Genomic DNA, 25,798 nt, shown 5'->3' with positions numbered 1-25,798 from the left:
TTACGCCTTCTCTTCCTCGATCTCTTTGTATAAAATGCGACCGCAATGAGGACATGTCACGATATCGTCTTGTTTTAAAACACTCGCATACGTTTTATCGTTGATACGCATAAAACATCCGTAGCAAGCCTGTTTTTTGACCGGCACGACCGTAGAGTTTCCTGCCCATTTACGAATTTTTTGGTAAAACGTCAAAATTTTATGACTCATATCGGAAACCAATTCGTCTTTGGCTTTGTAAACGTTTTTGCGTTCTTCTTCAATCGCTTGAATTTGCGAATCGATCGTCTCTTTAATCTTTTCGGCTTCGGCTGCGGCTTGCGCGATTTTTTCTTGAAGGGCACTGATGCTGTTTTGTTTTAGATCGATGATTTTTTCCAAACGAGCGATCTCTTCGTTCGCAAAATCGCATTGTTCTTTGGCGATTTCCTCTTCAAGTTGCAAGGCTTTAATCTCTTTTGCCGTTTTTACCAACGCACTTTTTTTCGTAAAATCTTTTAATTTAGCAGAAAGTTCCGCCAAATGTGCTTCGTTTTTTGCTTTTTTGAGTTTAGCGTCGGCGATGTCGGCTTGAAAAACCTCGGTTTGCGATTTTAGCTCTTTTTCTTTATCTAAAGAGAGTTTTAACGTCTTCTCCACTTTAGCGATGCGCGGTGCAAAATCGTCAATCTCTTTGTCTAAATTGGAAAGCTCAATTAACTGCTCTAAGTACTTATTCATATGCTCTGTGTCCTCTATATGTGTTGGAAGGGGTTTTTAGAATTTGATATTATAGCTTTTAATGGCAAATTTTTCAAATGCTCACTTAAACACGCCCCAAAATACGCTTCACTCTCAAAGTGTCCGATGTCGATTAAACTAAGCCCGTTTTCTTTGGCTTCTAAAGCTTGATGGTATTTTAAATCGCCCGTTAGAAAACAATCGGCCTCGACGGTGCGGATCAAATCTCCGCCGGCACCCGTCGTTAACGCGCAACGCTTAACGTGTTCGCAGGTTTGAACGACGCGCAGGTGCTTTATCCCTAAGGCGTTTTTAACCTTACATGTCAAAGCTTCAAAACTTTCATCGACGTCGCAATACGCCACGAAATCTTTCGTCAGCGCAATCTCAAAACCCAATTTTCGAGCGACGTACGCATTGAGATGTGAAAGATCGAAATTGGTGTGCATTGCAATCAACGCAATATTTTTCTGTACGATTGTTTGAATCAAATTTGACGGATAACGCGAAAAATCGAGCTGTTTCAAGCCGCTAAAAATGAGCGGATGATGCGTGATAATCAACGAGTGTTTTTCCGCCGCTTCGACCAAAGCGCGATCAACGTCGAGACTTAAATAGATACGCTCGATGGCATCGGATCGCGTTCCGATCAGTAAACCGCTGTTGTCCCAAGAAGCTTGCGTCGCAAAGGGGCTTAAGGCGTCTAGAAAGTCGTAAATCTCGCCTAAGCGCATTATCCGACTACTTCTTTGTATTTGAGCGCGCACCCTTTGGCAAGCTCACGAATTTTTAAAATATAATTTTGACGTTGCGTTACCGAAATCGCTTTTCGAGCATCCAATACGTTAAACGTATGCGACGCCGCCAAACAATAATCGTACGCAGGTAACGGCAAATTTTCGTCCAAACAACGCTTGCATTCGGCTTGCGCGTTTTCAAAATGTTCAAAAAGCATTGCAACGTTTGCGACTTCAAAATTATAACGGCTAAACTCGTATTCGCTTTGTTTATGCACGTCGCCGTACGTCGTTACGCCAAACGCGTTTTCGTTCCACACGAGATCGAAAACGGACTCTTTTTCTTGAAGGTACATCGCCAAGCGCTCGACGCCGTAGGTAATTTCAACCGAAACGGGATTGCATGCGATACCGCCGACTTGCTGAAAGTACGTAAATTGCGTTACTTCCATACCGTCTAGCCACACTTCCCAGCCTAAGCCCCATGCGCCTAAAGTCGGCGATTCCCAGTTGTCTTCCACGAAACGAATATCGTGTTTTTTAATGTCGAGCCCTAGCATTTCAAGGCTTTTAAGGTAAAGCTCTTGAATATTATCGGGGCTTGGTTTGATCAACACTTGAAACTGGTAATAACTTCCCAAACGATTGGGATTTTCGCCGTAACGTCCATCGGTTGGTCTTCGGCTCGGAGCGACGTATGCCGTTGCCCACGGTTTTGAACTGAGGCTACGTAAAAACGTTGCATTGTGAAACGTTCCCGCACCTGCTGGCATATCGTAGGGCTGAACGATCGTACATCCCTCTTGCTGCCAATAGGTTTGGAGGTTTAAAAGCATTTGACTAAAAGTAAGCACGCACAGATCCTTTTTCTTACATGTAAAGATTATTTCGTAGGCGGGGTATAACCCTCCACCGCTTTATTCCACATCATTTTATATTTTCGTTTGGTAAAATCAAGCTCGTCTTTTAAAAATTCGATTTGCTTACTCAGCGTTTCGATCGTTTTGCGATCTTCGTCGTAAAGCTCCTGCATCGAAAAGAGGGCCTCTTTTAAAAAACGGTTTTCACTTTTGAGCGCGTCTAGCGTCTCTTCTTTCGCATCCAAAACCTTTTCGTGCAAGCTTAAAATAGCCCCGACGGTTTTTTCGACGAATTCCGAGCTCATCGTCAGATTTCCGGTATTGCTAAAGCCGTCTTCAACGACGACGCCTTGCGTTGCCGGAATCAAAGCTTGCGCACTGCGGCTGATTTCGACGAAGCATTGCCCCTCTTCTTCTTTGGACGCAAGTTTTCCTTCGTCTATCAATAAACGAACAGCGGGTATATCTAAGTTGACCAAACGGCTAAATGCCTCAATTTCTAACCAACTGTTCATTATGCGTCTCCTTACGATAAAATAACTTCAATCCCTGAAGAATCGGTTTCGACTTTTTTGGCTTTTAAGATGCGATCTTCTTTCAATTTAGCCGCCAACTCCTCATCGTCGATTGCGAGAATTTGCATTGCCAAATACGCACTGTTCATTGCACCCGCCGAACCGATCGCCACCGTACCTACGGGCATGCCTCCGGGCATTTGGACCGTACTTAAAAGAGCGTCCATCCCCTCCATGACGCCGCCTTTCATTGGAACGCCGATAACGGGTTTCGTCGTTAACGAAGCGACGACTCCCGCTAAATGCGCCGCCATTCCCGCTGCGCAAATAAACACTTTTGCACCTTTTGCTTCCGCATTTTTAACGTAAGCATGGGTACGATCCGGACTTCGGTGCGCCGAAGAAACGATCAATTCGTACATGACGCCGAATTTCTCCAACGTTTTGGCACACTCTTCCATCACGCCGTAATCGCTTTTACTTCCCATTAATATAGAAACGAATTTCACATACTATCCTTTTGTTGTATTCTAAAAAACGTAAATCCCGCCAACAACGTCGGTAAAACGATCGCATTGACGTTGCCGCTATGAATCTCTTTAAACTGTTTTCCTGAAGGCGTTTGAAGCTTTTTAAACCGAATTTTCCAAAGACCGTCTTCTTTAAAAATCGTCCCAATCTCATTGTCAACCGCTTCAACGTGTGCCGATGAGGGAGCGATGATTTCATAGGCTACATGTAACGCCAAAACGTCTTTGCACAAACAGGTTTTACCCGATTCGTCGACTTGCGCCGCCACCTGATGCGACCCTTCGCTGATCGAATGCGCCAAATTTTGCGTATCGTTTTTTTCGTAAGGACGGTTGACCAAATAACCGTCGCTAAAGCCTCTGTTTTTCGTCGTGGCAAGCTCTTTCGCATAGACGTTTGCATCAAAAGCTCCGCGCTCATAATCGTCAATCGCTTGGCGATACGTCTTGGTCGTGATACCTACGTAATAAGCACTCTTCGTACGTCCTTCGATTTTCAACGAATCGATCACGCCCGAATCTAAAATTTCTTTGACATGTGCACTTAAATTGAGGTCTTTTGCATTCATAATATGCGTTCCCTCTTCGTTCTCTTCAAGTCTAAAAAGGGTTCCGCTCTCTTCATTATGCGCGTAAAGCGTGTAAGGAAAACGGCAATCATTGGCACAACTTCCGCGATTGGAAACGCGACCGCTTTGCACAGAGCTGATCAGACAACGCCCGCTATACGCGAAGCACATGGAACCGTGGACGAAAACTTCGAGTTCGATATGCGGCAAGTGTTTTTTGATCTGTTCCAAATCTTTGAGGCTGACTTCGCGCGCGGCGATAATGCGCTTAACGCCCATATCCGCATACACTTCCGCGTCCAAATAACTTAACACGTTGGCTTGCGTCGAAAGGTGCACGGGAATATGCGGAGCAATCTTTTGCGCAAGTTTGATGACGCCCGGAGCCGCAACGATAAAAGCATCGGGATTCATCGCGCTGACGCGTTCGATATGCTTTTCCAAAAGAGGAATCTGCGCATTAAACGGAAATCCGTTAATCGTCGCATGCAAGCGTTTGTTTTTCGCATGCGTATACGCGATTGCCTCTTCGAAACTCTCGTACGTAAACTCTTTACCCGACCTGATACGCAAAGAGAAGTGGCTCACCCCCGCGTAAACGGCATCCGCACCGTATGAGAGCGCGATTTTTAACTTTTCAAAATTTCCGGCAGGAGAAAGCAGTTCGACGTTAGACACCTATTTTTTTCCTAAACTAGCGATCAACGCTTCGATATCTTCGTTGCTAACGACGTCTTCGGTCGTTTCGTCTCCGTGAATATGCACCGCGGAGCTGACCCGTTTGGTGTCGTCTTTCGCACCTTCAAAAAGCGCACTCATGTATTTCGAAAGCGCACGCATAACGTTGATAACGCGTTCGATTTTTTGGCGATGAATGTCTTGATACTGCATAATATCCATCGTCATCATGATCTCGTCTTCCGCCATCTGTGCGTTCATCAACATATCTTCAACGCGTACTTTCATGGTTTTATTGTCGTCTAGAGCATTTTGGAATTGCTCGATTTTAGGAAATTTCGTCACCAAAGTTTCAAAAAGAGCAATGTTACTCTCGATCAATTTAATGACTTCTTTGGCATTTTCTTCGGCACTCATCATAAAGTTATTGACGGTTTCAAGTTTGTCGAAGACTTGAGTGGCTTTAATCTCGGAATCTTTCGTCACGTCGTCAAGTTGATGCACCATTTTATGATCGTCCGTCGGAGGAGGCGGTGGCCAAGCCATCGTGGAAGACGGTCGGTATTCGTGTATCATTTTATGGTGCGCCAAATCTTCATCGCTTGGCATATCGGACTCTTGGTTTTCGTGCGCATTGACCCCTTCGTCCGATTCTTCGTCGAGTGTAGCGAGGGAAGGCAACGTTTCGTCGGCGTCGTCTAAATCACCCGCCATTAAAGCATCCAGTTCTTCTTGCGTCATAAGCTTTCTCCTAAAGTGACAAATTATGGTCTATTATAGTGAACTTTTTATATAATTTTATTTAAGACACCAAAAGCGCGGAGAACGCACGATGATCATCGACCTACACAACCATACGCCTTTATGCCACCATGCGAAGGGAAGCATGCAATCCTTCGTCGAACAAGCCGTTGCCCGAAAAATCGACGTTTTCGGATTTTCGGATCATGCCCCGATGCGCTTTGACGAAGCTTATCGTATGCGCTTTGACGAAATGCAAGGATATGAGCAAGAAGTGCTTTTACTTCGCGAAAAACACCGCGATACTATCAAAATTTTACTGGCGTACGAAGTCGATTTTTTAGACGGTTATATCGATGAAAGCGTTTTAAAGCGCGATGTCGATTATTTCATCGGTTCGGTACATTTTTTAGGCAAATGGGGATTTGACAATCCTGAATTTATCGGAGAGTACACGCATCACGATATCGACGTGATTTGGCAACGTTATTTCGACGCGATCGAAGCATTGGCACAAAGCCGCTTGTTTGAGGTCGTAGGACATCTCGATCTGATCAAAATTTTTAACTACCTTCCTAAAAAGGATATTCGCAGCATTGCCCAAAAGGCGATTAACGCCATTAAAAAAGCCGATATGGTCGTCGAAATCAATGCCGCCGGATTGCGCAAACCTGTTAAAGAACAGTATCCCGGAGATGTCCTGCTGGAATTACTGGCACAAAGCGATATTCCGATTACGTTCGGATCCGACGCGCACGCGATCGATCAAATCGGTTTTTGCCAAGAAGAAATCCGTCAAGTCGCCAAACGATACGGGTATAAAAAATGTGCATTATTTGAAAAGAGAGAACGGGAAATGGTTAATTTTTAAGCACCCTTTTCGGCTTTATTTTCAGCTCATTCTGATAAAATTACTGAAATTTAAATTCTAGGAGTTACACCATGGGTAAATTCGTTAACAGTGTTGAAGAATTTTTCAAATACTGTGCTGACAATGAAGTTGAATTCGTCGATTTTCGTTTCACGGACATGAAAGGAACATGGCATCACCTTACGTATACGATGGAAGCCATCAGTACAGATTCTTTTACAAACGGTATCCCTTTTGACGGTTCTTCTATCGAAGCATGGCAACCGATTAATAAATCCGACATGTTATTGAAACCGGAAGCCGAAACGGCATTTTTAGACCCTTTTACGGCAGATTCGACCGTTGTTGTTTTTTGCGACGTTTTTGATATTTACAAAGGCGAATTGTACGAAAAATGCCCAAGAAGTATCGCGAAAAAAACATTGAAATACCTTGCCGAAACAGGATTAGGCGATGTGGCTTATTTTGGACCAGAAAATGAATTTTTCGTATTCGACGACGTTAAAATCAGAGACGATATCAACTGCTCATACTATGAAGTCGACTCCGAAGAAGGTACATGGAATAGCGCAAAAAGTTATACAGATGGTTACAATACAGGTCACCGCCCAGGCACAAAAGGCGGATACTTCCCCGTTCAACCAATCGACTCAATGGTAGATTTACGTGCTGAGATGGTACAAACTCTTAAACAAATTGGTCTTGAAGTTTTCGTTGTACATCACGAAGTTGCTCAAGCACAAGGCGAAATCGGTGTTAAATTTGGAACATTAATTGAAGCAGCTGATAACGTTCAAAAATACAAATACGTTGTTAAAATGGTAGCTCACCTCAATGGAAAAACAGCTACATTTATGCCAAAACCACTTTACGGTGACAATGGTAGCGGTATGCACGTTCACCAATCAATCTGGAAAGATGGCAAAAACATGTTCTATAAAGCTGGCGAATACGCTAACCTTAGCGACATGGCACGCTGGTACATCGGTGGTATTTTGAAACACGCACGAAGTGTTGCGGCGTTTACAAACCCTTCAACCAACTCATACAAACGTTTAATTCCTGGATTTGAAGCACCATCAATCCTTACTTACTCTATGCAAAACCGTTCAGCATCTTGCCGTATTCCTTACGGTGCGGGCGAGAAATCCGTTCGTGTTGAGATGCGTTTCCCAGACTCAACTTCATGTCCATACCTTGCGTTTGCTTCCATGCTTCTTGCAGGAATTGATGGTATCAAAACAAAAGCTGAGCCTGTTGGTCCAATGGATGAAGACTTGTTTGAATTGACACTGGATGAAATTAGAGAAAAAGGTATTAACCAAATGCCTCATACCCTAAGAGGTTCACTTGAAGCGTTAATCCGTGACAATGAATACTTAAAACCTGTTATGACTCCAGAATTTTTGGATACATACCAACACTACAAATTCGAAACTCAAGTTTGGCCAGATGAGGCAAGACCTACGGCGTTTGAATTTAAAACCGTATTTTCGTGCTAGTCTAAGCCCTAACACGCCTCAAGGGAAGCGCGACTCGCAAGAGTCGCCTTCCCTTTTTTATTTTACACGCTTTTCGGGCAAAGCCCGCAAAGCTACGTTGTGACTGCGCACTAAAGCTTGACTTCGAGTCACAGAATCCAATCCAACATGTAGAAGAGATTGTAACCTATTTTTACCGGTAAAGGCGTTGAGACCGATATTCTTAAAGATGTTATCGGTGCATGAACGCTTGTTAGAACATCAAGCCGCCTTCGTCTTGTTGCTGTTTAATCGTCACTTTCGGAAAAGGCGATTTTTCGGTGAAGTATTCGATAACGCCGTTAATTTTGCGTGAACCGACGCCTTCTGGCATTTTAAATTCTCTCGTCGTTTCAGGGTACATCTCAAGGTATTTACCCATAAAATATTTAAATGCCGGAGCTGCCGCACGACCGCCTGTTTCGCCTTTTTTCAGCGGCGTGTTGTTATCGTTGCCGTACCATGTGATGATTTCGATGTCCGGAGAAAACCCGCAAAACCATGTATCTACGTTGCTGTTCGTCGTACCGGTTTTTCCGGCGATTTCAATGCCCGCAACTTGTGCATTTCTTCCGGTACCGCGCTTAACGACTTCACGCATCATATCGATCATCAAAAAGCTTTGCTCCGGAGTCGTTACCGTCGTAGACTTCGTCTCGTAAACCTTTTCGACGCCGTCACGATTGATGACTTTTTTGACCAAAAGCGGCTCCGTTTTAACCCCGTAATTCGGAAACATTGAATAAAAACTGCTGAATTCCAAAGGTGAAATACCGAAACTTCCGAGGGCTAAAGTCAAGTCCATCGAAAGGCTTTTAAATCCGTCTTTTTTCAACTCTTTATAAACGCTATCGAGTCCCAAGATCGAGAGTAGATTGATCGTCGCAAGGTTGCGCGAATGCACCAACGCTTCTTTAAGCGTAATCAAGCCCTCAAAATCGTTTTCATAATTTTTCGGTTTCCACTCTTCGTCCGTTTCGCTGTTGACGAACGTACGCGAAATATCGGGAATTTCGGAAAGCGGCGAATACCCCCAATCCAATGCTTTTTGATAAATAAACGGTTTAAAACTCGAACCGGGTTGGCGTTTACTTTGGGTGGCACGGTTAAAACTGCTTTTGGCATAATCGATACCGCCGACCAAAGCCAACACGTTACCCGAACCGTTTTCCATAACCACCATCGCACCGTTGAGTTCGGAGAGATTCATATCTTTCGCGCGCGATGCCATACCGTTATAACCGACTTTTAACGCTTCTTGTGCCAAATGCTGGAGCTTCAAATCCACGGTCGTATAGATCTGATAACCGCCTTTTTTCAGATCGTCGTATTCGCTTCCGACCGCTTTTACGACCTCATCGACGACATAAGGAGCGCGATTGCGCGTTAAGGTTTCGTCATATACGACGGGATGCTCTAACGTAGCTTTGGTGTATTCTGCTTCGCTGATCCAACCGAGCGTATACATACGATTGACGACTTGATTGGCACGGCTCAAAGAGAGGTCCATATGACGCGTCGGATCGTACGAACTCGGAGCTTTCGGAAGCCCGACCAAAATCGCGATCTCTTTGATGCTCAAAGCATCGAGGTTTTTTTTGAAATACCCGAGTGCCGCTGTTTTAATACCGTAATAGCCGTGTCCGAAATACACATGGTTAAAATAGCGTTCTAAAATCTCTTCTTTACTAAGCTCCGCTTCGACGATGTAAGCTAAAACCGCTTCGTTCAGTTTGCGCGAAAGCGTTTTTTGACGTGTTAAAACGGTATTTTTAATCAATTGTTGCGTCACCGTACTAGCCCCCTCGACCATCTTCATCGCTTGAAGGTCTTTGACGAGTGCTCTGAAAATCGCTTCGAGATTAATACCGCTGTGCTCGAAAAACGACGTATCTTCGGTTGCGACCAAAGCTTCGATCACCCGCGCGGGAATCTCTTTGTACTCGACGAACAAACGGTTTTCTTCATCAAATAAATTGGCTATCAATTCGCCGTTACGATCGTAAATCTGCGTGGTTAGTTTCGGACTGTAATGAATAATTTTATCGGCATCGAAACGAATTTGCGCGTAGAGAAAAAGTACGGCTAAAATGCCGGCAAACATAATCATAAAAATCGTCGTTAAAATAAATTTCACGTTCTAAAACTCCTTTGTTTAAATCCGGAAGCAAATAAGGCTTGCGTATAGGCTTCTTTCGGAGACGAAAAAATGTCCGAACCGCGCCCTTGCTCGATCAATCGTCCGTTTTGTAAAATACCGACTTCGTCGCACACGTTGCGAATGGTTTCGATATCGTGCGTGACAAAAAGCATATCAAAACCGTAAACGTTTTGCAACCGCCGTATCAAGCGCAATACGGTCTCTTTGCTCTCTTCGTCCAACGCCGTCGTCGGTTCGTCTAAAAGCAAGAGTTTCGGCTCCAAAGAAAGTGCCATCGCAATACAAATACGTTGCAATTGCCCGCCGCTGAGTTCGGAAGGAAAGCGATTGGCTAAAGCAGGATCCAGTTCGACCATTTCTAAATAGGCGTTTGTTTTGGCTTCGTCCCGAAGAAATTGCCGCCCTATTTTGGTTAAGGGAGAGAGTGCCGTAAACGGGTTTTGAGGAACAAATGCGACCGTATGACCGCGAACGAGTTCATACGAAGCGTGATACTCCAACGTCACGTCCAAGGCTTGAGGCAACATCCCCAAAAGTGCTTTGAGCGTCAAACTTTTTCCACTGCCGCTTTGCCCGATCAGAGCAAACGAGCGTTCAAACGAAAACGCCGTGTCGACAAGAACGTGTTCTTGATGGCGGATCGTTAAACGCTGACATGTAAAGCTCAAGCACGCGCCTTTTCGATCAACAAGCAAAGCGTTTCCAAATCTTCGATAGACTCCGCTAGTCGCGGAATGATCCGCAAAATAGGCGCGGGAACGGTCGGCGGTCGAATCGCACCGACCGTAAATCCTGCTTCCAAAAGACTCTTTTGCAAGGCTAAAGTTTGTGCGTTATCTTCCATCGCATACGAGCCGATCAGTCCGGGCATCGTGATCTGGAGGCATTTTTGCATCAGCGTTTGGCGCACGTTAATCGCCTCTTTTAAGCTGTGTACGTGTTTCATCACGTATAAAAAACCTTGGTATCCCAGCGCAATGTCAAAAAGCGAAGGAGCCGTCGTGTAAATAATCGCCTTGGCGCGGTTATTTAAAAACTCGGCAATATGCGCACTGCATAAGATATACGCTCCGTAACTGCCTAACGCTTTTCCAAGCGTGCCCATTTTGATATGATTGGCTTGGGGCGTAATGCCGAATAAGTCGAAAACACCGCGAAGATGGTCTCCCACGACGCCCACACTGTGCGCTTCATCGACGATCAATAAGGCGTTGTAGCGATCGGCAATCTCGAAAATCGCACGGTTGAGAAGATCTCCGCTCATGGAGTAAATGCCCTCGACCGCGATAATCACGCGGTTATGAGGACGAGAGTTGATGAGGCTTTCCAAATGATCGGCGTCGTTGTGTCGAAACGTCAAGACTTCCGCATCCACCGTTTTGGACGCCACCATACCGCTGGCATGATACTCTTCATCCAAAATCAACAGGTCTTTTTTACGCGGTAACGCTTCTATCAACGAAAAATTGGCTAAAAAACCGCTTCCGCATACCAACGCCGTTTCAAATCCGTTTTGACGCGCGACCAATGTTTCAAATTCTTCATGAATCGGGTGATAGCCGTTGACCAAAATCGATGCTTTGGGTGCATGCGTTTTGTACATCGAAACGTGCGCAACCGCACGTTCAAAAAGCGTTTTATTTTCGGCAAGTCCCAAATAGTCGTTGGAGCTGAAATCGTGAATGCCTTCATCGTATACTGTTTTGGTTCGGTATCGGTTGGCTTTGCGGATGGCTTGAAGTTCGTGTTCGTACATCGTTAGGATAAAAACGGTAGCAGTCTTTCGACGCTTAAGCCCATGGCGGTACTTTCCAGTCCCGTGACCTCTTGAATGTAAGATTTACAAAAGCCTTCGACCATGCATGCCCCTGCTTTGCCGACCCACGCGTCAGTGTTTAAATAGGCTTCCAAATCCGCTTTTTCAAACGGCGCAAAACGATAATTCGTTGACGCAAGGTCGATCAACTCGCACGTTTTGGATTTATAAATCATACATGTAATAATGCTGACCGTATTCCCGCTTTGAAGCTCTAAAATGCGTTTGGCGTCCGCTCGATCTTTGGCTTTTCGTAAAATCTGGCGGTTTGCCGTAACAACCGTATCGGCGCATAAAACGGGCATATCTAACGCGTAAGTGTCAAGATAACTTTGCATCTTTCCTTTCGTGGCGTGATACACGAAATGTGCCGGATCGTCGATGCATAATTGTTCTTCGTCAAATCCCGTATCCCTTTGCACGAAAGGAACGCAAAATCGACTCAAAAGTTCCGCTCGGGTTATCGAAGAAGAGCCTAGTACGATGGTTTGCATCTTAATAACCCCTCAAAATCACGCCGAAATAGACTGAAATCAATGCCAATAAAAGATTGAGCGGGATCAAATAGCGCACCATCAAGATGACGTTTTCTTCCGTCTCGATGTAATTTTCTTCGTCAAAACCTTTTTTGGCTTTCAGATATTTGAAGTACATGTAAATAAAATTGAAAGTAATAAACGTCCACAACGCCTCTTTCGTATGCACCATAATGTTACTCATCGGATGACCGTTTTTAAACCCTAATCCGATATGCATAAACACGGACGTACCGGCGATAATCAACATCACCGGAACCAGAAAAACGATATACCGACGTAGCATATTGATGCAACTGGTAAATTTAATCTTTACGTCGGGAATGTCCACTTCGACCGGTTGAATCACAAAGCGCATCACAAACATACTGCCGATAAGAATAGCGGCACTGATGATATGCAAAAAGACGATGATTCGACTAAAATCGCTGAAGATTTCCGTAATCAGATCCCGCATCGTTTATCCTTGAAGTCCCGCCTTGGCATACGCAAGGGCGGCTTGTTTTGCCTCTTCGATCTTAGAAGCGTCTTTCCCGCCCGCTTGTGCGAAATCATCTCTTCCTCCGCCTCCGCCGCCGACGATCGGAGCAATCGCTTTAATCCATGCACCCGCTTTAATCGGCGCGTTTTTAACGCCCGCGGCGATCATCACTTTGTCATCTTTTTCTTGAAGCAATAAAACCGCAACCGCGTCTCTTTCGTTTTTTAAATCGTCGATTCGCGCTTTGATGTCACCCGCGCTTAAAACATCGACGATCACTTCGACGCCGTTCATCTGCAAGGATTCGACGGCTTTTCCTGCCTGTGCGTTGAGCGATTCTACTTCGGATTTTAACGTTTTGAGCTCTTCTTTCAGACGGTTAATACCGATCAACGGCTCTTTATGTTTCACGCTCTCTTTAATCGCTTCAAGCTCGCTTCGCATGTTTTGCGCGTACGCCAACGCCGCACCGCCGCACACGGCTTCGATACGTCGCACGCCGGCACTCACGCCGCTCTCTTTTAAGATGAAAAAGCTTCCGATATGGGCCGTATTGCGTACGTGCGTTCCGCCGCAAAGTTCGACGCTGGCGTCGCCGAAACTGACGACGCGCACTTCGTTACCGTATTTTTCGCCGAACAACGCCATCGCACCGCTTTTTTTCGCTTCATCGACGTTCATCAATCGCGTAATGCCCTCGACGCCGCTTGCAACGACGGCATTGACGAAAGCTTCGATCTGAGTCAACTCTTCGCTGTTGAGTGCTTTAGGATGGGAAAAATCGAAACGAAGTCGGTCTTTTTCGACCAAACTGCCCGCTTGACTGACATGTTCGCCCAAAACCTTGCGAAGCGCGCTGTGAAGCAAGTGTGTCGCACTGTGGTGCTTTTCGATCTCCAAGCGTGACGTATCGACGATTAAGTTCACCGTATCGCCGACATGTAAAGGTTTTTCAAGTTCGACCAACGAAAGGTTCAAATCAAAAAATTTCTTCGTATCGAGCACTTTTCCGTAGCCTTCTACGATTCCTTCATCTCCGCTTTGTCCGCCGCTCATCGCGTAAAACGGTGTTTGATCAAACATCACCCAACCGTTTTCGTCCAAGCTTTGAACCTCTTTGAAGTTCTCATCCAACAAGGCCAATATCTTACCCGTTGCCCTCTGGTGCGTGTAACCGACGAACGCGTTGTGTCCGAATTTTTCCAAGAGCGGTTTAAAATCGCCCTGCGTCGCTTTATCGCCGCTGCCTTTCCAAGAAGCTTTTGAACGTGCTTTTTGTTCTGCCATCAAGTGTTCAAACTCCGCTTCGTTAACGCTAAGTCCTTTTTCTCTGAGCATATCCGCCGTCAAATCTAAAGGAAATCCGTAAGTGTCGTACAGTTTAAACGCCACTTCGCCGCTAAACGTCTCTTTGGTGTTGGGAAGCTCTTTTTCAAACAATTCAAGCCCTGAAGCAATCGTCGTGAAAAAGCTCTCTTCTTCGTTTTTGATCTGTTCGGCAATCGTCTCTTTTTTCTCCGCCAAATAAGGATACTGCTGCGCCATCAAATCACACAAGGTATCGAGCAAGCGGTACATAAACGGCTCGCGAAGTCCTAAAAGGTATCCGTGTCGTACCGCACGGCGTAAAATTCGACGTAAAACGTATCCGCGACCTACGCGACCGAACGTCGTTCCTTGCGCTAACAAAAAGGAGACCGCGCGAATATGATCGGCGATGACGCGATAGCTCGCCCCGCTAGCATACGCGTAAGGTTTACCGCACAGTGTCGCAACGTGATTGAGAAGCGGCATAAAAAGCGATGAGTCGTAGTTGCTAAACACACCCTCTTTGACCGCCGTAACGCGCTCTAGCCCCATTCCCGTATCGATCGAAGGTTTGGGAAGTTTGTGTAAAACGCCCGCTTTATCGCGCTCGTACTGCATAAAAACCAGATTCCAAATCTCTAAAAAGCGATCGCCGTCGCCGCCCATATAATCTTCGGGCGTGTTAAAATGCTCTGCGCCTTGGTCGATGAAGATTTCACTGCACGGACCACACGGTCCCGTATCGCCCATTTGCCAAAAGTTGTCTTTATCGCCAAAGCGCATAATGCGAGAGGCGTCGATGTGTTTTTTCCAAATCGCTTCGGCTTCGTCGTCGCTTTCATGTACGGTCACCCACAGTTTTTCTTTGGGAAGTTTTAACACTTCGGTGACGAACTCCCACGCATGAGAGATAGCATCTTCTTTAAAATAATCGCCGAACGAAAAGTTTCCGAGCATCTCGAAAAAAGTATGATGGCGTGCGGTGTAGCCGACGTTATCAAGGTCGTTATGTTTACCCCCGGCTCGAATACACGTCTGACAACTCGTCGCGCGCGGCGGGTTAGGACGAGGAACTTCGCCCGTGAAAATACTCTTAAAAGGAACCATACCGGCATTGGTAAACAGCAGCGTCGCATCATCGGGAACGAGAGGCGAACTCTCGACGATCTGATGCCCTTTTTGCTCGAAAAACTTTAGAAACTCGGCTCTTACATCCATACTTTTTTCCCTATTTCATGATTCAAAATTGATCTATTTTAACGAAAAAACCTAAAGGCTATTATTAAATGCCCTAAAATACTCTGTTGAAGGGAGCTTTTAACGTTATAACGTACATTTTTCGCCCAAACGGTATCCGACGACCCACCAACCCAAAACGACCAGAATCGCGCCTAAAAATCCATTAAACGTTAGCAAACCAAACAGTCCCATCACCATCGCGAGCACGCCTAAAAGATAACTGCCCGAGAGCACGGCAAATAGGGCAACGACGCTACCTGAAAGTCCGACGTAATTGAGGTAAATGATCTTACCTAACCAAACTTTGAACTGACATGTTAAAAGAGAAGGATTGCTCGCGCATACGTCGATCCATTTTTCGTTCACGTAAATTCCCTCTTTAAGTGCAAAAATCGCCAATGCCGCAACGAGCAAAAACGAGAACGTTCGGACTATTCCACACATTTTAGACAAGGAAAGCCATAAAGTCGAGCCTAAAACGACCATCATAACCACCCAATTGAGCGCAAAATCGTTGCGTGCGCTTTCGTGTAAAAGTACCGCCAATGCGGCGATAAAAAGTGCCAAGCCCGTCACTTTTTCTAAAAGCCCGTTCAACGCTTTGCGATCGGTCGTCACATACGCGATCGCGTAAAATGCCGTAATGATGCCGAGCGTTCCGATCTCGAAATTCAAGTAGCGTCCGTCAAACGCCATCGAAAGTGCCATGACAAGAGCAACGCCGCTGCTGAGCGTATGCAACAGATCATGCGCAAAAAAGCTTTTTTGAAACGGCTCGCTAAGCGTTACGACCGACATCAAACGGCTCATACGTGCCGGAAAAACCATCTCTTCGGTCATCACGTAGCGTACGATTTTGAGCCATAAGATCAACGCAAGCCCCAAACACAAAATCGCCCAAACGACCTCAAGGGTATTTCTCGAAACCATCCAATACTGATACGCTTGCCACACAAGCGCTACCGATCCGCCCCACAAACTTACAAACCAATACGCCGCTTTTTTACATGCGCACGTCTGGATACGCACCAGCCAAATCAACCCGAGCAAACTTAAAGCAAAACTTCCCGCAAACATCCATTGCGCGTACGGATAATTGCTCACAAATCCGTGCAAGATATGTTTATCCGCGCGATCTGCGTCAAAAAGTCCCCAATAACCGCCGACCGCACCCTCACTCACACGTTTCCACGGTTGGTCAAACGCCTCGATAAAGTTGTATTTCCATCCGCCTTCTTGCGCCATTTTCACAAAACCGCGCGTAAAAATCGCTTGATTTTCCGCACTCGGGTAAGCACCTTCGCGCATTCGCCCGAAACTCGGCCAACCCGTCTCACCGATGACGATCTCTTTGTCGGGGATTTTTTGCATCATCGCTTCGCGAATCGCTTTGACATGTAAGAGTGCTTTATCGACGCTAATAGGCTTATCTTCCCAATACGGCAAAATGTGTATCGTCACGCGATCGACCGCGGGTGCGACTTCGGGATGTTTGTTCCAAAACTCCCATACGTCGGCATACGTGATCGTCATATCGGGCAACGCCTCTTTAACGCTTTGAATATACGCGACCAACTGAGACGCACTCACGTCGCGGCGCAATAACGCTTCATTGCCGACGACGACGGTCTCGACGATGTCTTTGTTCTCTTGCGCAAGCGCGATCACGGTTTCGATCTCTTTTTTCGTCAAACTCGCATCACTGCTGACCCATGCACCCAACCAAAGTTTCAGCCCGTGCTTGCGGGCAATTTCGGGTAACGCCTCCAGCCCGACGCTCGAATACGTTCGAATACACCCCGTAATCGTCGCCAAATGCGCCAAATCTTTGTCCATCTGTTCAAGCGAAGGCTTAAACCCGTTTGGAATATCAAACGGCGAATCGTCTTTCCCGAAAGGCGCGTAAGAGAGGCATTGAAGCTTGACGTCCTCGGGAAGCGTTACAAGAGAATCGGAAGGTTTTGCCGCCCAAAACCAAAAAAGCCCGAGACTGACAAACATGACCAAATAAAAAAGCGTGATTTTAAGCGTATGCTTCATAAAACAATACTCCCTACTAAAATGGCGCGATTATACAGAAATTGGGTTTAAGGGTTGACATGTAGATCAATTTTAAGAGTATTTGTTCTAATCTTTATACAGCGTTTTTATTATTACATTATTTCAAAAGTACCTTACTCTGCCGCTTCACACTTCGTGGAATAGTTCTTGTATAAGCCTTTTTATCACACAAAAAGGAAACATCATGTCGATCGTAGCGTATATTAAAGAGAACAATCTTGCGTGGCAGCCCTCTTTTAGCGGAGAATTGGGGCAAGGACTGGTCGGTTACCGAGGTGCTTTAATTATCGAAGCGGGGAAGCAGCTCTCTGCCGATAGAGTTTTGCCGCCGAAAATTCAAGCGAAACAAGTTTTGGTCGTAGCCGACGATGCGAGTATTAAATTTTTTGCATGCGAACTTGAAAGTATTGCGCATTTTGAGCCTTTTTTCGAAAAGTACAAAGCATTTTTTACACCCGCGACTTTGGTCGTTCTCTACGTCACCGACTTGGATAAAAACGGTACGTTTACGTATGAGGGCGTTACTTTCAATGCCTACTCGCTTGCGGAAAGCTCCGTTTGGAACGAGCTTTTAGACCTCTCCAACTTAGAGAAAGGTGAACTCAAAAAAATGGACAATGCCGAGAAGATCGAAGCACTTTACGAAGCTCTTTTAGGCTCTGACTGCACTGCTACGGCGATGAGTTTTGAAGAGGTGTTAAGCCACAAAGGTGAGAGCTCCAAAAAAATCATGGGTGCGGTTTAAGCATACTGCCTTATTTCATGCTACACTTTTACATGTCAAAAAAAGGCGTAGCATGAAAATCAAAAAACTCTGTTCTCTGAAAAAAGACGACGTGAAAGCGTATGCCAAAAAGATCGTCAAGATCGTCTCCAAACCCAAGTTTATCTGCGAAAAATGCGCGCGTGTGGCAAAAGATGAAAAGCATTTATGCCATGGTGTGCCCCTTAAAAAGCTCTAACGCACCAACCGCACGGCTCCCACAAAGCCTTTGGTGTGCGCGTCAACACCTCCGTTTAAGAGATCAATCGTGTAAAAAAGTGTCGGTATGACCTCATCGCCCTCAAGGTAGACGGACGCAGTGAGGTAGTTTGCCCCCTCGCCCGTCACATCGACCACCTTGCCGAAAATCTTTGTGTTGATCACGGGATTTTGACAGCGAGCATCGACTAGGGTCAGCAGTTCATCGACCGTTGGTAAACGCCATTTTTCGCCAAGCGAGCGTACTTTTTCATCAACTTCCACGCGCCGCATCAGCTCGACCTCACCCACACATCCTCTGTTTTTCTGCCACGTTTGCCCAAGGGCACAGCGTTTCCAAATGAGTCCTGTTTTTGTGTCGCGCACTTCGTCCGCGGTGGCGATCAAAGTATTTGCGGGAAAGGAACATTCTGCCGCTACGTTTAGCGCGCAACCAAGGAAAGTTGCTATATATTTTTTCATCGATTTATCCTCGTCTTTGGAAACACTCTTTCAAAACATACCACAGCACCGCTTAATCGTTTCAGCACTTTTGACATGTAAAGCACTCTTTAGCATCTTACATGTACAATAGAGATTATCTTACGCAAAGGTTTTAGAATGAAAAAAGCACTGGTACTTCTGAACATGGGAGGTCCAAACAATCTTGATGAAGTCAAACTCTTTTTATCCAACATGTTCAACGATGCCAATATTATCACCGTTAAAAGCTCTCTCTTACGCCGTTTGATCGCGTTTATGATCACGACCTCTCGCACGAAAACGGCACAAGCCAACTACGCCAAATTAGGCGGCAAATCGCCTTTGGTGGGCTATACCAAACAACTCGTTTCAAAACTGCAAAGTGCCCTTCCCTCTTTACATGTAACTTTCGCGATGCGCTATACGCCGCCTTTTTGCGATGAAGTGATCCGCGAGCTTCAAGCACAAGGAATAGAGGAAGTTATCTTGTTGCCTTTGTATCCACACTACTCGACCACGACGACCAAATCTTCGGTAGAAGATTTCATGAAAACGGCAAAAGCGTTGGGATTGGGTGCTAAAATACGCGTGATCGACCACTTTTATGAAAACGAACGCTACAACCGCCTTTTGCTCAAAAAGATCAAAGAAGCACTTGCCGAAAATGACCCAACACAGATGGAGCTGATCTTCTCGGCGCACTCTTTGCCGCAAAAAATCGTTGCGAGTGGCGATCCGTATGAGAAAGAAATTACGTTACATGTAAAAGCGATGGAAAAACTTTTGGAAGCAGAAAAGCTTCACTTTAAAGCGGTGCATCTGGCGTATCAGTCCAAACTAGGACCGGTTAAATGGTTAGAGCCTTCTTTAGAAGAGAAGCTCAAAACGCTGGAGAATAAAAACGCACTTATCGTGCCCATTTCATTTACGATCGACAATTCCGAAACGGAGTTTGAACTGAGCATAGAGTATGCGCATCTTGCGCACGAATTAGGATTTGAGCGCTACCTTGTGGCACAATGCCCCAACGACGATGATGGTTTCGTTGAAGCGATTAGTTGCTGGGTACAAGATCGCTTGAAGGAGTAAGGTAGCCGTTTTCAACAAGCTTTTCGACCACTTCTTTAAAAACGGGAACCGCGCTTTGCGCCGCAAAATACGCTTGTCGTTTTTTGGCTTCGCGAACTAAGACGCCGATCGTGTAGCGATTTTTTTTATCGTTGGCAAAGCCGAAAAACGAGCCGTTATAACTTCGAACGTATTCTCCGTCCTCCGCGATATGTGCCGTACCGGTTTTACCGCCGATTTCGAGTCCTTCGATTTTGGCACCCGTTCCCGTACCTTGTTGAACGACTTTAATTAAAATCTTTTGCATTCGTTTCGCCACCGAAACGGGGATAATTTGATTTTCGGGGCTTTTTTCGGGAAACAGTTCTTGCCCGATAGGCGAAACCAACTTTTTAACCAACATCGGCGTTAAAATACGTCCGTTGTTATTGAAAACGTTGTACGCGCGAATCACTTGCATAAAAGTCGCGTTCATACCGTATCCGTATCCGACCGTAGCTTTGTAAATCGGAGAATTGAAGCGGTTGATCGTAGGAATAATCCCCGGATTTTCAAAAGGCAAATCCACGCCGCTTCGCACCGAAAACCCAAAATCTTTGAGTCCTTGGTAAAACTCCATTGCATCGAGTTTTTGAGCAATTTGCGCCGTTCCGACGTTACTGGAATAGACGATAATATCTTCGGCGGTCAGTTTGTCCGCCTTGTGCGTATCTTTAATGACTTTCGTACCGAGTTTATAACTTCCGCCGTACACGTTCACGATATCGTAGGGATTGACTTTATTTGCTTTAAGCAATAGCGCAAACGTAATGCTTTTCAAAACCGAACCGGGTTCGTAAATATACTCGATCGCCGATACGTTCAAAGAACCGTAATCTTTTTTCTCGATCAGATCGGGATTGAAACGATTGCTCGACGCCAACGCAACGAATTCGGCCGTGTCGCTGTTTAAGATACCCACGATAATCTCTTTGGCTTCTAAGTTTTTTTGATATTGATCCAAGACGCTTTCGATAATTTTTTGCATTTTTAACGAGATCGTCAGATGCACGTCGTAACCGTCAAAGCGGCGTGAAGAGACGCTATTTCCGTCCAAAATAACCGTATTGGCGATATCGCGAAAACCGTAGACCAACGAGTCTTGTACCGAAGAGAGCTTGTCTTCATAGTAGCGCTCGATACCTTTAACGCCGGTCGTTTTCGTGATGTTTTTTTGCTCGACTTTACGTACGTAGCCGACAATCGGCGTCAGCGAATCCACCGCCGGATAAAGCCTGTCTTCGCCGCTTTCGACCACGCTCAGTCCGTGCAAAAACGCTACGCCCGTTTTGGGGTCTTCATAACTTTTAAAAACACCGAGCTTGTAGAGCTTTCGTGAAAGTTCTTGCAGGTATTTGGCCGTTTTTGAATCGATACGATACGATAACACCGTACTGCCGGAATTGGAACCAAGCGTCGCGGCGACCGCTTTAGGATCGTCTCCGCTGTAAAGCGAATACAAACGCACGAAAAGGTCTAGCTTTTTAGGATCGATATTGCGCGTGTCGACGATGGCTTTGTAGAGTTGTTGGCTTGTTGCAATTTTAAAACCGTCCGCACTCACGATATTACCGCGCAATGCATGGTTGACTTCGCTGTGTTCCAAACGAGGCAATCGTCGTTCGATGGTAGCCCAATAAAAAAGGGTTCCCAAAAAGATCATAAACCCTAAAAGTACGACGACGAATAAGAAGAGAATTTTAATTTTTTTAGTATCTGAGGGTTCCATGCAAAGGCAAAAAGTTAAATTTGAGTTTTAGAGATCTCTTTATAAGCACTAAGGGCTTTATTGCGAATCTCTAGCATTAGTTTCATACTTGTTTCGGCTTTATTGATAGCAATAGCGGCTTGATGCAAATCTTTGACTTCACCGGTTGCAATATCCGCCATAGCACGATCGCCTTTGACCTGCGAATCGTTAATTTCGGCAATCGATTGTTCTAAAATCTTTGAAAAATCGTCACCGCTTTTAACATCACTTTTGTCACCGGTTGAGAGCAAGGTATTGAGTGATGAAAGTTTATCAATGCTACTAGGCATTTAGCTTATCCTTTTAAAAGATCTATCGCATTTTGAGCGATGGATTTAGCACTTTGAAACGCCGAAACGTTGGCTTGATACGCACGGGTCGCTTCGATGAGATTGGACATCTCGATGACGGGATTAATATTCGGATATGCCACGTATCCTTCCTCGTTGGCGTCCGGATGCGTCGGGTCGTATTTGTAGCGGAACTCGCTCTCGTCGCGTACCACCTTATCCACGGCAACGCTCATTATAGCAGGATTGGCATTCTCTTGCAAGAACGGATCGTCTAAGGGATTTTCATAACTTAAGAGGTTATTTTGGCTCGCCAGTTTGTCATTGAGCGTTTGATTGAAATCCGTCGCTTTAAAGACGACGTCGCGACGTTGGTAAGGACCGCCCTCGCTTGTTCGCGTGGTATTGGCGTTGGCGATATTGGAGCTGATCACTTCCATACGGAAGCGTTGCGCGGAAAGTCCGTAGCTGCTAATATCGAAACTGCTCAAGTATGCCATAGCTCAATCCTTATAGTTTAGACGAATATTCGATGACGCTTTTAAAAATAGCACCGTTTTTTTGCAACGCCGACGTGAGTGCGTTAAACATCATCGCATTTTTACCGAGCTCGGAAGTCTCGACGTCCAAATCAACGGTATTACCGTCATTGCGTGCCGTATGCCCGTCTCTGAGGTAAATCGTCGCTTTGGAAGTATCAAAACTTTTATCTCCGCTTAAATGCGACATGTCGGTTTGCGCCATTTCCAATGTTGCGTTTCCTGTCTCGCCCGCACCGTAAATCTCTTTGGTTTTTTCGATCAAAGCCGTCTCAAAATCAACGTCTCTCGATTTATAAAAAGGGGTATCGATATTGGCGATATTGCTTGAAATCAAATCTTGACGCAAGGCTCTTGCGTTTAAGCCTTCGACCATCAAAGCGTTTGATTTACTGATCTCAAATCCCATTTGTTACCCTTTCTCGAATCTTGCCTTATGCAAGCAATTTTTATTCCAAAATATGCTTCAACCAAGCTTTAATCTATTTTTGTGTAGAATAGATCAAAATCTAATTATACACAAAGAAAGCATGCAAACCGATAAAATACTTTTTTCACTCTGTGCTTTTGCACTCTTTGTAGGGATGGTCTTTTCACTCTCTCTACCGGTGTTTACGACACTTTTTTTCGACTATTCCGAATACCATTTTTTCATTCGCCAATTTGCCGTAGGAATGCTGTGTATTTTTATCATGTGGTCGCTTTCGCAACTCGATCCCGATAAGTTCTTAATGCATATCGGCTTTACGATTTTTTTAAGTTGCCTCTTGTTAATGGGCGTCATGCACTACCTTCCCGAATCACTCGTCACCTCCGCAGGCGGGGCGAAACGGTGGATTCGTCTTCCGGGCTTTTCGTTAGCTCCGGTTGAGTTTTTCAAAATCGGATTTGTCTATTTCCTTGCGTGGAGTTTTGCACGCAAACTGAACAACGATAAAAAAAGCCTCAAAGAAGAGATGTTACTGATTTTGCCGTATATCGCTATGTTCGTTTTGGTCATTTATTTGATCGCCGTTATGCAAAACGATTTAGGGCAAGTCGTCGTCCTTGCCTTGACGTTTGCCGTGATGGCATTTTTCGCCGGCACCAGCGCGCAACTCTTTATGCTCGCGATTTTAGGTTCTATTTTCGTTTTTTTAGTCGCCATCTTTAGCTCAACGCACCGTATTTTAAGAATCAAAACATGGTGGGCGACGATTCAGAACATGGTTCTTTCAATGTTTCCCGAAAGCATCGCATCCGTTTTGCGTGTCGAAGACGCACCCGAGCCTTATCAAATTTCCCACTCGCTCAATGCCATCAAACACGGCGGTATTTTCGGTGAAGGTATCGGCAACGGACTTTTCAAGCTCGGCTATTTGAGTGAAGTGCACACCGACTTTGCCCTTGCGGGAATCGCCGAAGAAGTCGGAGCTTTAGGCGTCACGCTCTTAACGCTCGTCATTGTGACGATTATTTACCGTATCTTTAAAATCGCTTCCAGAAGTCATAGTAAAGTCTACTATCTTTTTTCTTTGGGTATCGGTCTTTTGATCGTTTTTTCATTTTTAATGAATGCCTACGGCATTACCTCGATCACGCCGATTAAAGGTATTTCCGTTCCCTTTATCAGCTACGGAGGTAGCTCCATTTTAGCCCTCTCGGTCGGTATCGGAATGGTGTTAATGATCAGCAAAAAGGCAAAATTATGATTGCAATTACCGGAGGCGGCACGGGTGGCCATTTGGTCATCGCACGGGCGATTAAAGAAGAGTTACTCAAACGAGGTCATAAACCGCTTTATATCGGTTCAACCGCAGGGCAAGACCGTGCATGGTTTGAAGGCGACGATGCGTTTGAGCGCACGTACTTTTTGGAGAGTAGAGGCGTGGTCAATAAAAAAGGTATTCACAAACTTCGTTCGCTTTTCACGACGGTGCGTTTGGCCTTTACATGTAGACGTCTTTTTAAACAACACGGCGTAAGTGCCGTCTTTTCCGTCGGCGGATATTCGGCGGCACCGGCATCCTTCGGTGCGTTGATCGCAAGGTTACCGCTTTATATCCATGAGCAAAATGCCGTAGAGGGAAAGCTCAACCGACTGCTCAAGCCGTTTGCTAAAGCGTTTTTTAACTCTTATCGACATGACGCAATTATGACGGATTATCCCGTAAGCGATGCGTTTTTTGCGATCCGTAAACAGCGTCAAACACTCAAAACCGTCATCTTTTTAGGCGGAAGTCAAGGCGCAACGTTTATTAACGAACTTGCATGTACGCTTGCCCCGTTTTTCCATGAAAGAGGCATTGCAATTATCCACCAAACGGGAGCGAAAGAGTTTGAACGCATACGACGTTTCTATGACGAGACCGCTATCCCCGCCGACGTATTCGACTTTTCCAAAGAGATTGCCCAAAAGCTCTCACGTGCCGATTTTGCGATCAGCCGATCGGGTGCAAGCACGCTTTGGGAACTTTGCGCCGTTTCTTTGCCTGCTTGTTTTATTCCCTACCCGCATGCCGCCGCCAACCACCAATATTACAATGCCAAAACATTGGTCGATCAAGGTGCCGCACTGATGATGGAACAAGCGCACGTCGATTCTCAAAAGCTATTTGAGATGATTTTGGCATGCGATCTTGCCTCTTTATCGCAAAAACTGACCGCGTTAATTCATGAAGGCGGAGCTAAAGCGATTGTCGATACAATACTGCAAAATCAACCTAAGGAGTCAACATGTTAGAAAACTTAATCGTTCGTATCGCAACGCGCGACGATGCCAAAGAAATTGCCGCTTTTAACGTTTTGTTCGCTAAAGAAACCGTTAATAAAAACGTTTCGCTCGCATTGACCACCGAGGGCGTCCATCAAGTTTTTGCTAAATTTCACAACGGTTTTTACCTGATGGCGGAAGTCAATCAAACTATTGTCGGATTGACGATGATCACAAGAGAATGGAGCGATTGGAACAACGGAGCGTATTATTGCATTCAAAGTATTTTCGTGACCGACCATGAGCATGAAAAAGAGATTCACGACGCATTGTTAGATAAAGCCAAAAGTCTCGCAAAAGAGCATTACGACGTCTGCGGAATTCGACTTTATGTTCACAAAGACGATAAAACGACTCAAAAAGCTTATGAAGAGTTAGGATTACAAAAAACAAAATATAGGGTATTTGAAGAGACGTTCTAAATAATGTAAGTGTTTGAGATAACCAAAAGTTCGCTATCAAGAGGTGAAAAACGAAGTGGTGCGCCCGAAGGAATTCGAATCCCTGACCTCCGGTACCGCAAACCGATGCTCTATCCAGCTGAGCTACGAGCGCACATTTCTCTTTTGAGGT

General features: G+C 45.4%; 27 protein-coding genes and 1 tRNA gene. 8 read left to right on the top strand and 20 right to left on the bottom strand.

Annotation, left to right across the window (positions count from 1 at the left end; all coding sequences use genetic code 11):
* From UCH003_RS04025 to UCH003_RS03995, 7 genes are read right to left on the bottom strand one after another with little or no spacing between them, the layout of a single operon-like run.
* Entirely contained in the window at positions 1 to 720 is a 720-nt protein-coding gene (locus UCH003_RS04025; RefSeq protein ID WP_041963628.1) for a zinc ribbon domain-containing protein, read from the bottom strand.
* A 14-nt stretch (positions 721 to 734) separates the two neighbouring features.
* A complete protein-coding gene (locus UCH003_RS04020; protein WP_060825516.1) occupies positions 735 to 1,454 on the bottom strand; it encodes a Nif3-like dinuclear metal center hexameric protein in 720 nt (239 codons plus the stop codon).
* Entirely contained in the window at positions 1,454 to 2,311 is an 858-nt protein-coding gene (gene glyQ, locus UCH003_RS04015) for a glycine--tRNA ligase subunit alpha (protein ID WP_041963630.1), read from the bottom strand. Before glyQ ends, UCH003_RS04020 begins: the two co-directional genes overlap by 1 nt.
* Before the next feature lie 29 nt (positions 2,312 to 2,340).
* Positions 2,341 to 2,832 carry a DUF3972 domain-containing protein gene (locus UCH003_RS04010; protein WP_039673190.1) on the bottom strand — a complete coding sequence of 164 codons (492 nt, stop codon included), beginning with the start codon at positions 2,830 to 2,832 and terminating at the stop codon, positions 2,341 to 2,343.
* A gap of 11 nt (positions 2,833 to 2,843) precedes the next feature.
* Positions 2,844 to 3,341, bottom strand: coding sequence for a 5-(carboxyamino)imidazole ribonucleotide mutase (gene purE, locus UCH003_RS04005; RefSeq protein ID WP_039673192.1), 498 nt, complete (start codon positions 3,339 to 3,341; stop codon positions 2,844 to 2,846).
* Complete coding sequence (locus UCH003_RS04000) at positions 3,338 to 4,609, bottom strand: peptidase U32 family protein (protein ID WP_060825515.1); 1,272 nt, start codon at positions 4,607 to 4,609, stop codon at positions 3,338 to 3,340. The genes purE and UCH003_RS04000 overlap by 4 nt, the downstream gene beginning before the upstream one ends.
* Complete coding sequence (locus UCH003_RS03995) at positions 4,610 to 5,350, bottom strand: hypothetical protein (RefSeq protein ID WP_060825514.1); 741 nt, start codon at positions 5,348 to 5,350, stop codon at positions 4,610 to 4,612.
* A gap of 91 nt (positions 5,351 to 5,441) precedes the next feature.
* On the opposite strand from UCH003_RS03995, the gene UCH003_RS03990 reads away from it, so the two are divergent.
* A complete protein-coding gene (locus UCH003_RS03990) occupies positions 5,442 to 6,221 on the top strand; it encodes a histidinol-phosphatase (protein WP_060825513.1) in 780 nt (259 codons plus the stop codon).
* 71 nt (positions 6,222 to 6,292) lie between these two features.
* Positions 6,293 to 7,723 carry a type I glutamate--ammonia ligase gene (gene glnA / locus UCH003_RS03985; protein WP_060825512.1) on the top strand — a complete coding sequence of 477 codons (1,431 nt, stop codon included), beginning with the start codon at positions 6,293 to 6,295 and terminating at the stop codon, positions 7,721 to 7,723.
* Between the two features lie 232 nt (positions 7,724 to 7,955).
* On the opposite strand, the gene UCH003_RS03980 is transcribed toward glnA, so the two are convergent.
* The 7 genes from UCH003_RS03980 to UCH003_RS03950 all read right to left on the bottom strand — a co-directional run bounded on the left by UCH003_RS03980 (position 7,956) and on the right by UCH003_RS03950 (position 17,322).
* Positions 7,956 to 9,878 carry a penicillin-binding protein 1A gene (locus UCH003_RS03980; RefSeq protein ID WP_041963634.1) on the bottom strand — a complete coding sequence of 641 codons (1,923 nt, stop codon included), beginning with the start codon at positions 9,876 to 9,878 and terminating at the stop codon, positions 7,956 to 7,958.
* Complete coding sequence (locus tag UCH003_RS03975; RefSeq protein WP_060825511.1) at positions 9,875 to 10,570, bottom strand: ATP-binding cassette domain-containing protein; 696 nt, start codon at positions 10,568 to 10,570, stop codon at positions 9,875 to 9,877. Before UCH003_RS03975 ends, UCH003_RS03980 begins: the two co-directional genes overlap by 4 nt.
* Positions 10,567 to 11,658 carry an aminotransferase class I/II-fold pyridoxal phosphate-dependent enzyme gene (locus UCH003_RS03970; protein ID WP_060825510.1) on the bottom strand — a complete coding sequence of 364 codons (1,092 nt, stop codon included), beginning with the start codon at positions 11,656 to 11,658 and terminating at the stop codon, positions 10,567 to 10,569. The genes UCH003_RS03975 and UCH003_RS03970 overlap by 4 nt, the downstream gene beginning before the upstream one ends.
* Positions 11,659 to 11,660: 2 nt before the next feature.
* Positions 11,661 to 12,212, bottom strand: coding sequence for a septum formation inhibitor Maf (gene maf, locus UCH003_RS03965; protein WP_060825509.1), 552 nt, complete (start codon positions 12,210 to 12,212; stop codon positions 11,661 to 11,663).
* Between the two features lies 1 nt (position 12,213).
* On the bottom strand, positions 12,214 to 12,711 hold the full coding sequence (locus tag UCH003_RS03960) for a hypothetical protein (protein WP_060825508.1): 498 nt from the start codon (positions 12,709 to 12,711) through the stop codon (positions 12,214 to 12,216).
* A gap of 3 nt (positions 12,712 to 12,714) precedes the next feature.
* The gene (gene alaS, locus UCH003_RS03955; RefSeq protein ID WP_060825507.1) at positions 12,715 to 15,261 is read right to left on the bottom strand and encodes an alanine--tRNA ligase; all 2,547 of its coding nucleotides are present in this window, start codon (positions 15,259 to 15,261) and stop codon (positions 12,715 to 12,717) included.
* A gap of 105 nt (positions 15,262 to 15,366) precedes the next feature.
* On the bottom strand, positions 15,367 to 17,322 hold the full coding sequence (locus UCH003_RS03950) for an exo-beta-1,3-glucanase (protein WP_060825506.1): 1,956 nt from the start codon (positions 17,320 to 17,322) through the stop codon (positions 15,367 to 15,369).
* A gap of 205 nt (positions 17,323 to 17,527) precedes the next feature.
* Between UCH003_RS03950 and UCH003_RS03945 the strand changes: the two genes are divergently transcribed.
* Positions 17,528 to 18,088: a hypothetical protein gene (locus tag UCH003_RS03945; RefSeq protein WP_060825505.1), complete on the top strand. Its 561-nt coding sequence runs from the start codon at positions 17,528 to 17,530 to the stop codon at positions 18,086 to 18,088.
* A gap of 52 nt (positions 18,089 to 18,140) precedes the next feature.
* Complete coding sequence (locus UCH003_RS13710) at positions 18,141 to 18,305, top strand: hypothetical protein (protein ID WP_173636953.1); 165 nt, start codon at positions 18,141 to 18,143, stop codon at positions 18,303 to 18,305.
* Here UCH003_RS13710 and UCH003_RS03940 read toward each other — a convergent pair.
* Positions 18,302 to 18,787, bottom strand: a complete 486-nt coding sequence (locus UCH003_RS03940; protein ID WP_060825504.1) for a DUF1566 domain-containing protein — start codon at positions 18,785 to 18,787, stop codon at positions 18,302 to 18,304. The genes UCH003_RS13710 and UCH003_RS03940 overlap by 4 nt on opposite strands.
* Before the next feature lie 138 nt (positions 18,788 to 18,925).
* Between UCH003_RS03940 and hemH the strand changes: the two genes are divergently transcribed.
* On the top strand, positions 18,926 to 19,876 hold the full coding sequence (gene hemH / locus UCH003_RS03935; RefSeq protein ID WP_060825503.1) for a ferrochelatase: 951 nt from the start codon (positions 18,926 to 18,928) through the stop codon (positions 19,874 to 19,876).
* Here hemH and UCH003_RS03930 read toward each other — a convergent pair.
* Genes UCH003_RS03930 through flgB form a run of 4 tightly spaced genes read right to left on the bottom strand, consistent with a single transcriptional unit; the run spans position 19,842 to position 22,882 of the window.
* A complete protein-coding gene (locus tag UCH003_RS03930; RefSeq protein ID WP_039673220.1) occupies positions 19,842 to 21,623 on the bottom strand; it encodes a peptidoglycan D,D-transpeptidase FtsI family protein in 1,782 nt (593 codons plus the stop codon). The genes hemH and UCH003_RS03930 overlap by 35 nt on opposite strands.
* Before the next feature lie 14 nt (positions 21,624 to 21,637).
* Entirely contained in the window at positions 21,638 to 21,934 is a 297-nt protein-coding gene (gene fliE, locus UCH003_RS03925) for a flagellar hook-basal body complex protein FliE (protein ID WP_039673222.1), read from the bottom strand.
* A 5-nt stretch (positions 21,935 to 21,939) separates the two neighbouring features.
* Positions 21,940 to 22,434, bottom strand: a complete 495-nt coding sequence (gene flgC / locus UCH003_RS03920; RefSeq protein ID WP_039673224.1) for a flagellar basal body rod protein FlgC — start codon at positions 22,432 to 22,434, stop codon at positions 21,940 to 21,942.
* Between the two features lie 10 nt (positions 22,435 to 22,444).
* A complete protein-coding gene (gene flgB, locus UCH003_RS03915; RefSeq protein ID WP_039673226.1) occupies positions 22,445 to 22,882 on the bottom strand; it encodes a flagellar basal body rod protein FlgB in 438 nt (145 codons plus the stop codon).
* Positions 22,883 to 23,003: 121 nt separating this feature from the next.
* Here flgB and UCH003_RS03910 point away from each other — a divergent pair, with 121 nt between their 5' ends.
* The 3 genes from UCH003_RS03910 to UCH003_RS03900 are packed head-to-tail and all read left to right on the top strand — an operon-like array spanning position 23,004 to position 25,647.
* Complete coding sequence (locus UCH003_RS03910) at positions 23,004 to 24,164, top strand: FtsW/RodA/SpoVE family cell cycle protein (RefSeq protein WP_039673227.1); 1,161 nt, start codon at positions 23,004 to 23,006, stop codon at positions 24,162 to 24,164.
* On the top strand, positions 24,161 to 25,195 hold the full coding sequence (murG, locus tag UCH003_RS03905) for an undecaprenyldiphospho-muramoylpentapeptide beta-N-acetylglucosaminyltransferase (protein WP_060825502.1): 1,035 nt from the start codon (positions 24,161 to 24,163) through the stop codon (positions 25,193 to 25,195). The genes UCH003_RS03910 and murG overlap by 4 nt, the downstream gene beginning before the upstream one ends.
* On the top strand, positions 25,189 to 25,647 hold the full coding sequence (locus tag UCH003_RS03900) for a GNAT family N-acetyltransferase (protein WP_039673231.1): 459 nt from the start codon (positions 25,189 to 25,191) through the stop codon (positions 25,645 to 25,647). The genes murG and UCH003_RS03900 overlap by 7 nt, the downstream gene beginning before the upstream one ends.
* A gap of 56 nt (positions 25,648 to 25,703) precedes the next feature.
* Here the strand turns inward: UCH003_RS03900 and UCH003_RS03895 are convergent.
* Positions 25,704 to 25,780, bottom strand: a tRNA-Arg gene (locus UCH003_RS03895).
* Positions 25,781 to 25,798 lie beyond the last annotated feature (18 nt).

The organism is Sulfurospirillum cavolei, from assembly GCF_001548055.1.
Taxonomy (GTDB): Bacteria; Campylobacterota; Campylobacteria; order Campylobacterales; family Sulfurospirillaceae; genus Sulfurospirillum.
This window is presented reverse-complemented; position numbering and strand designations above follow the sequence as displayed.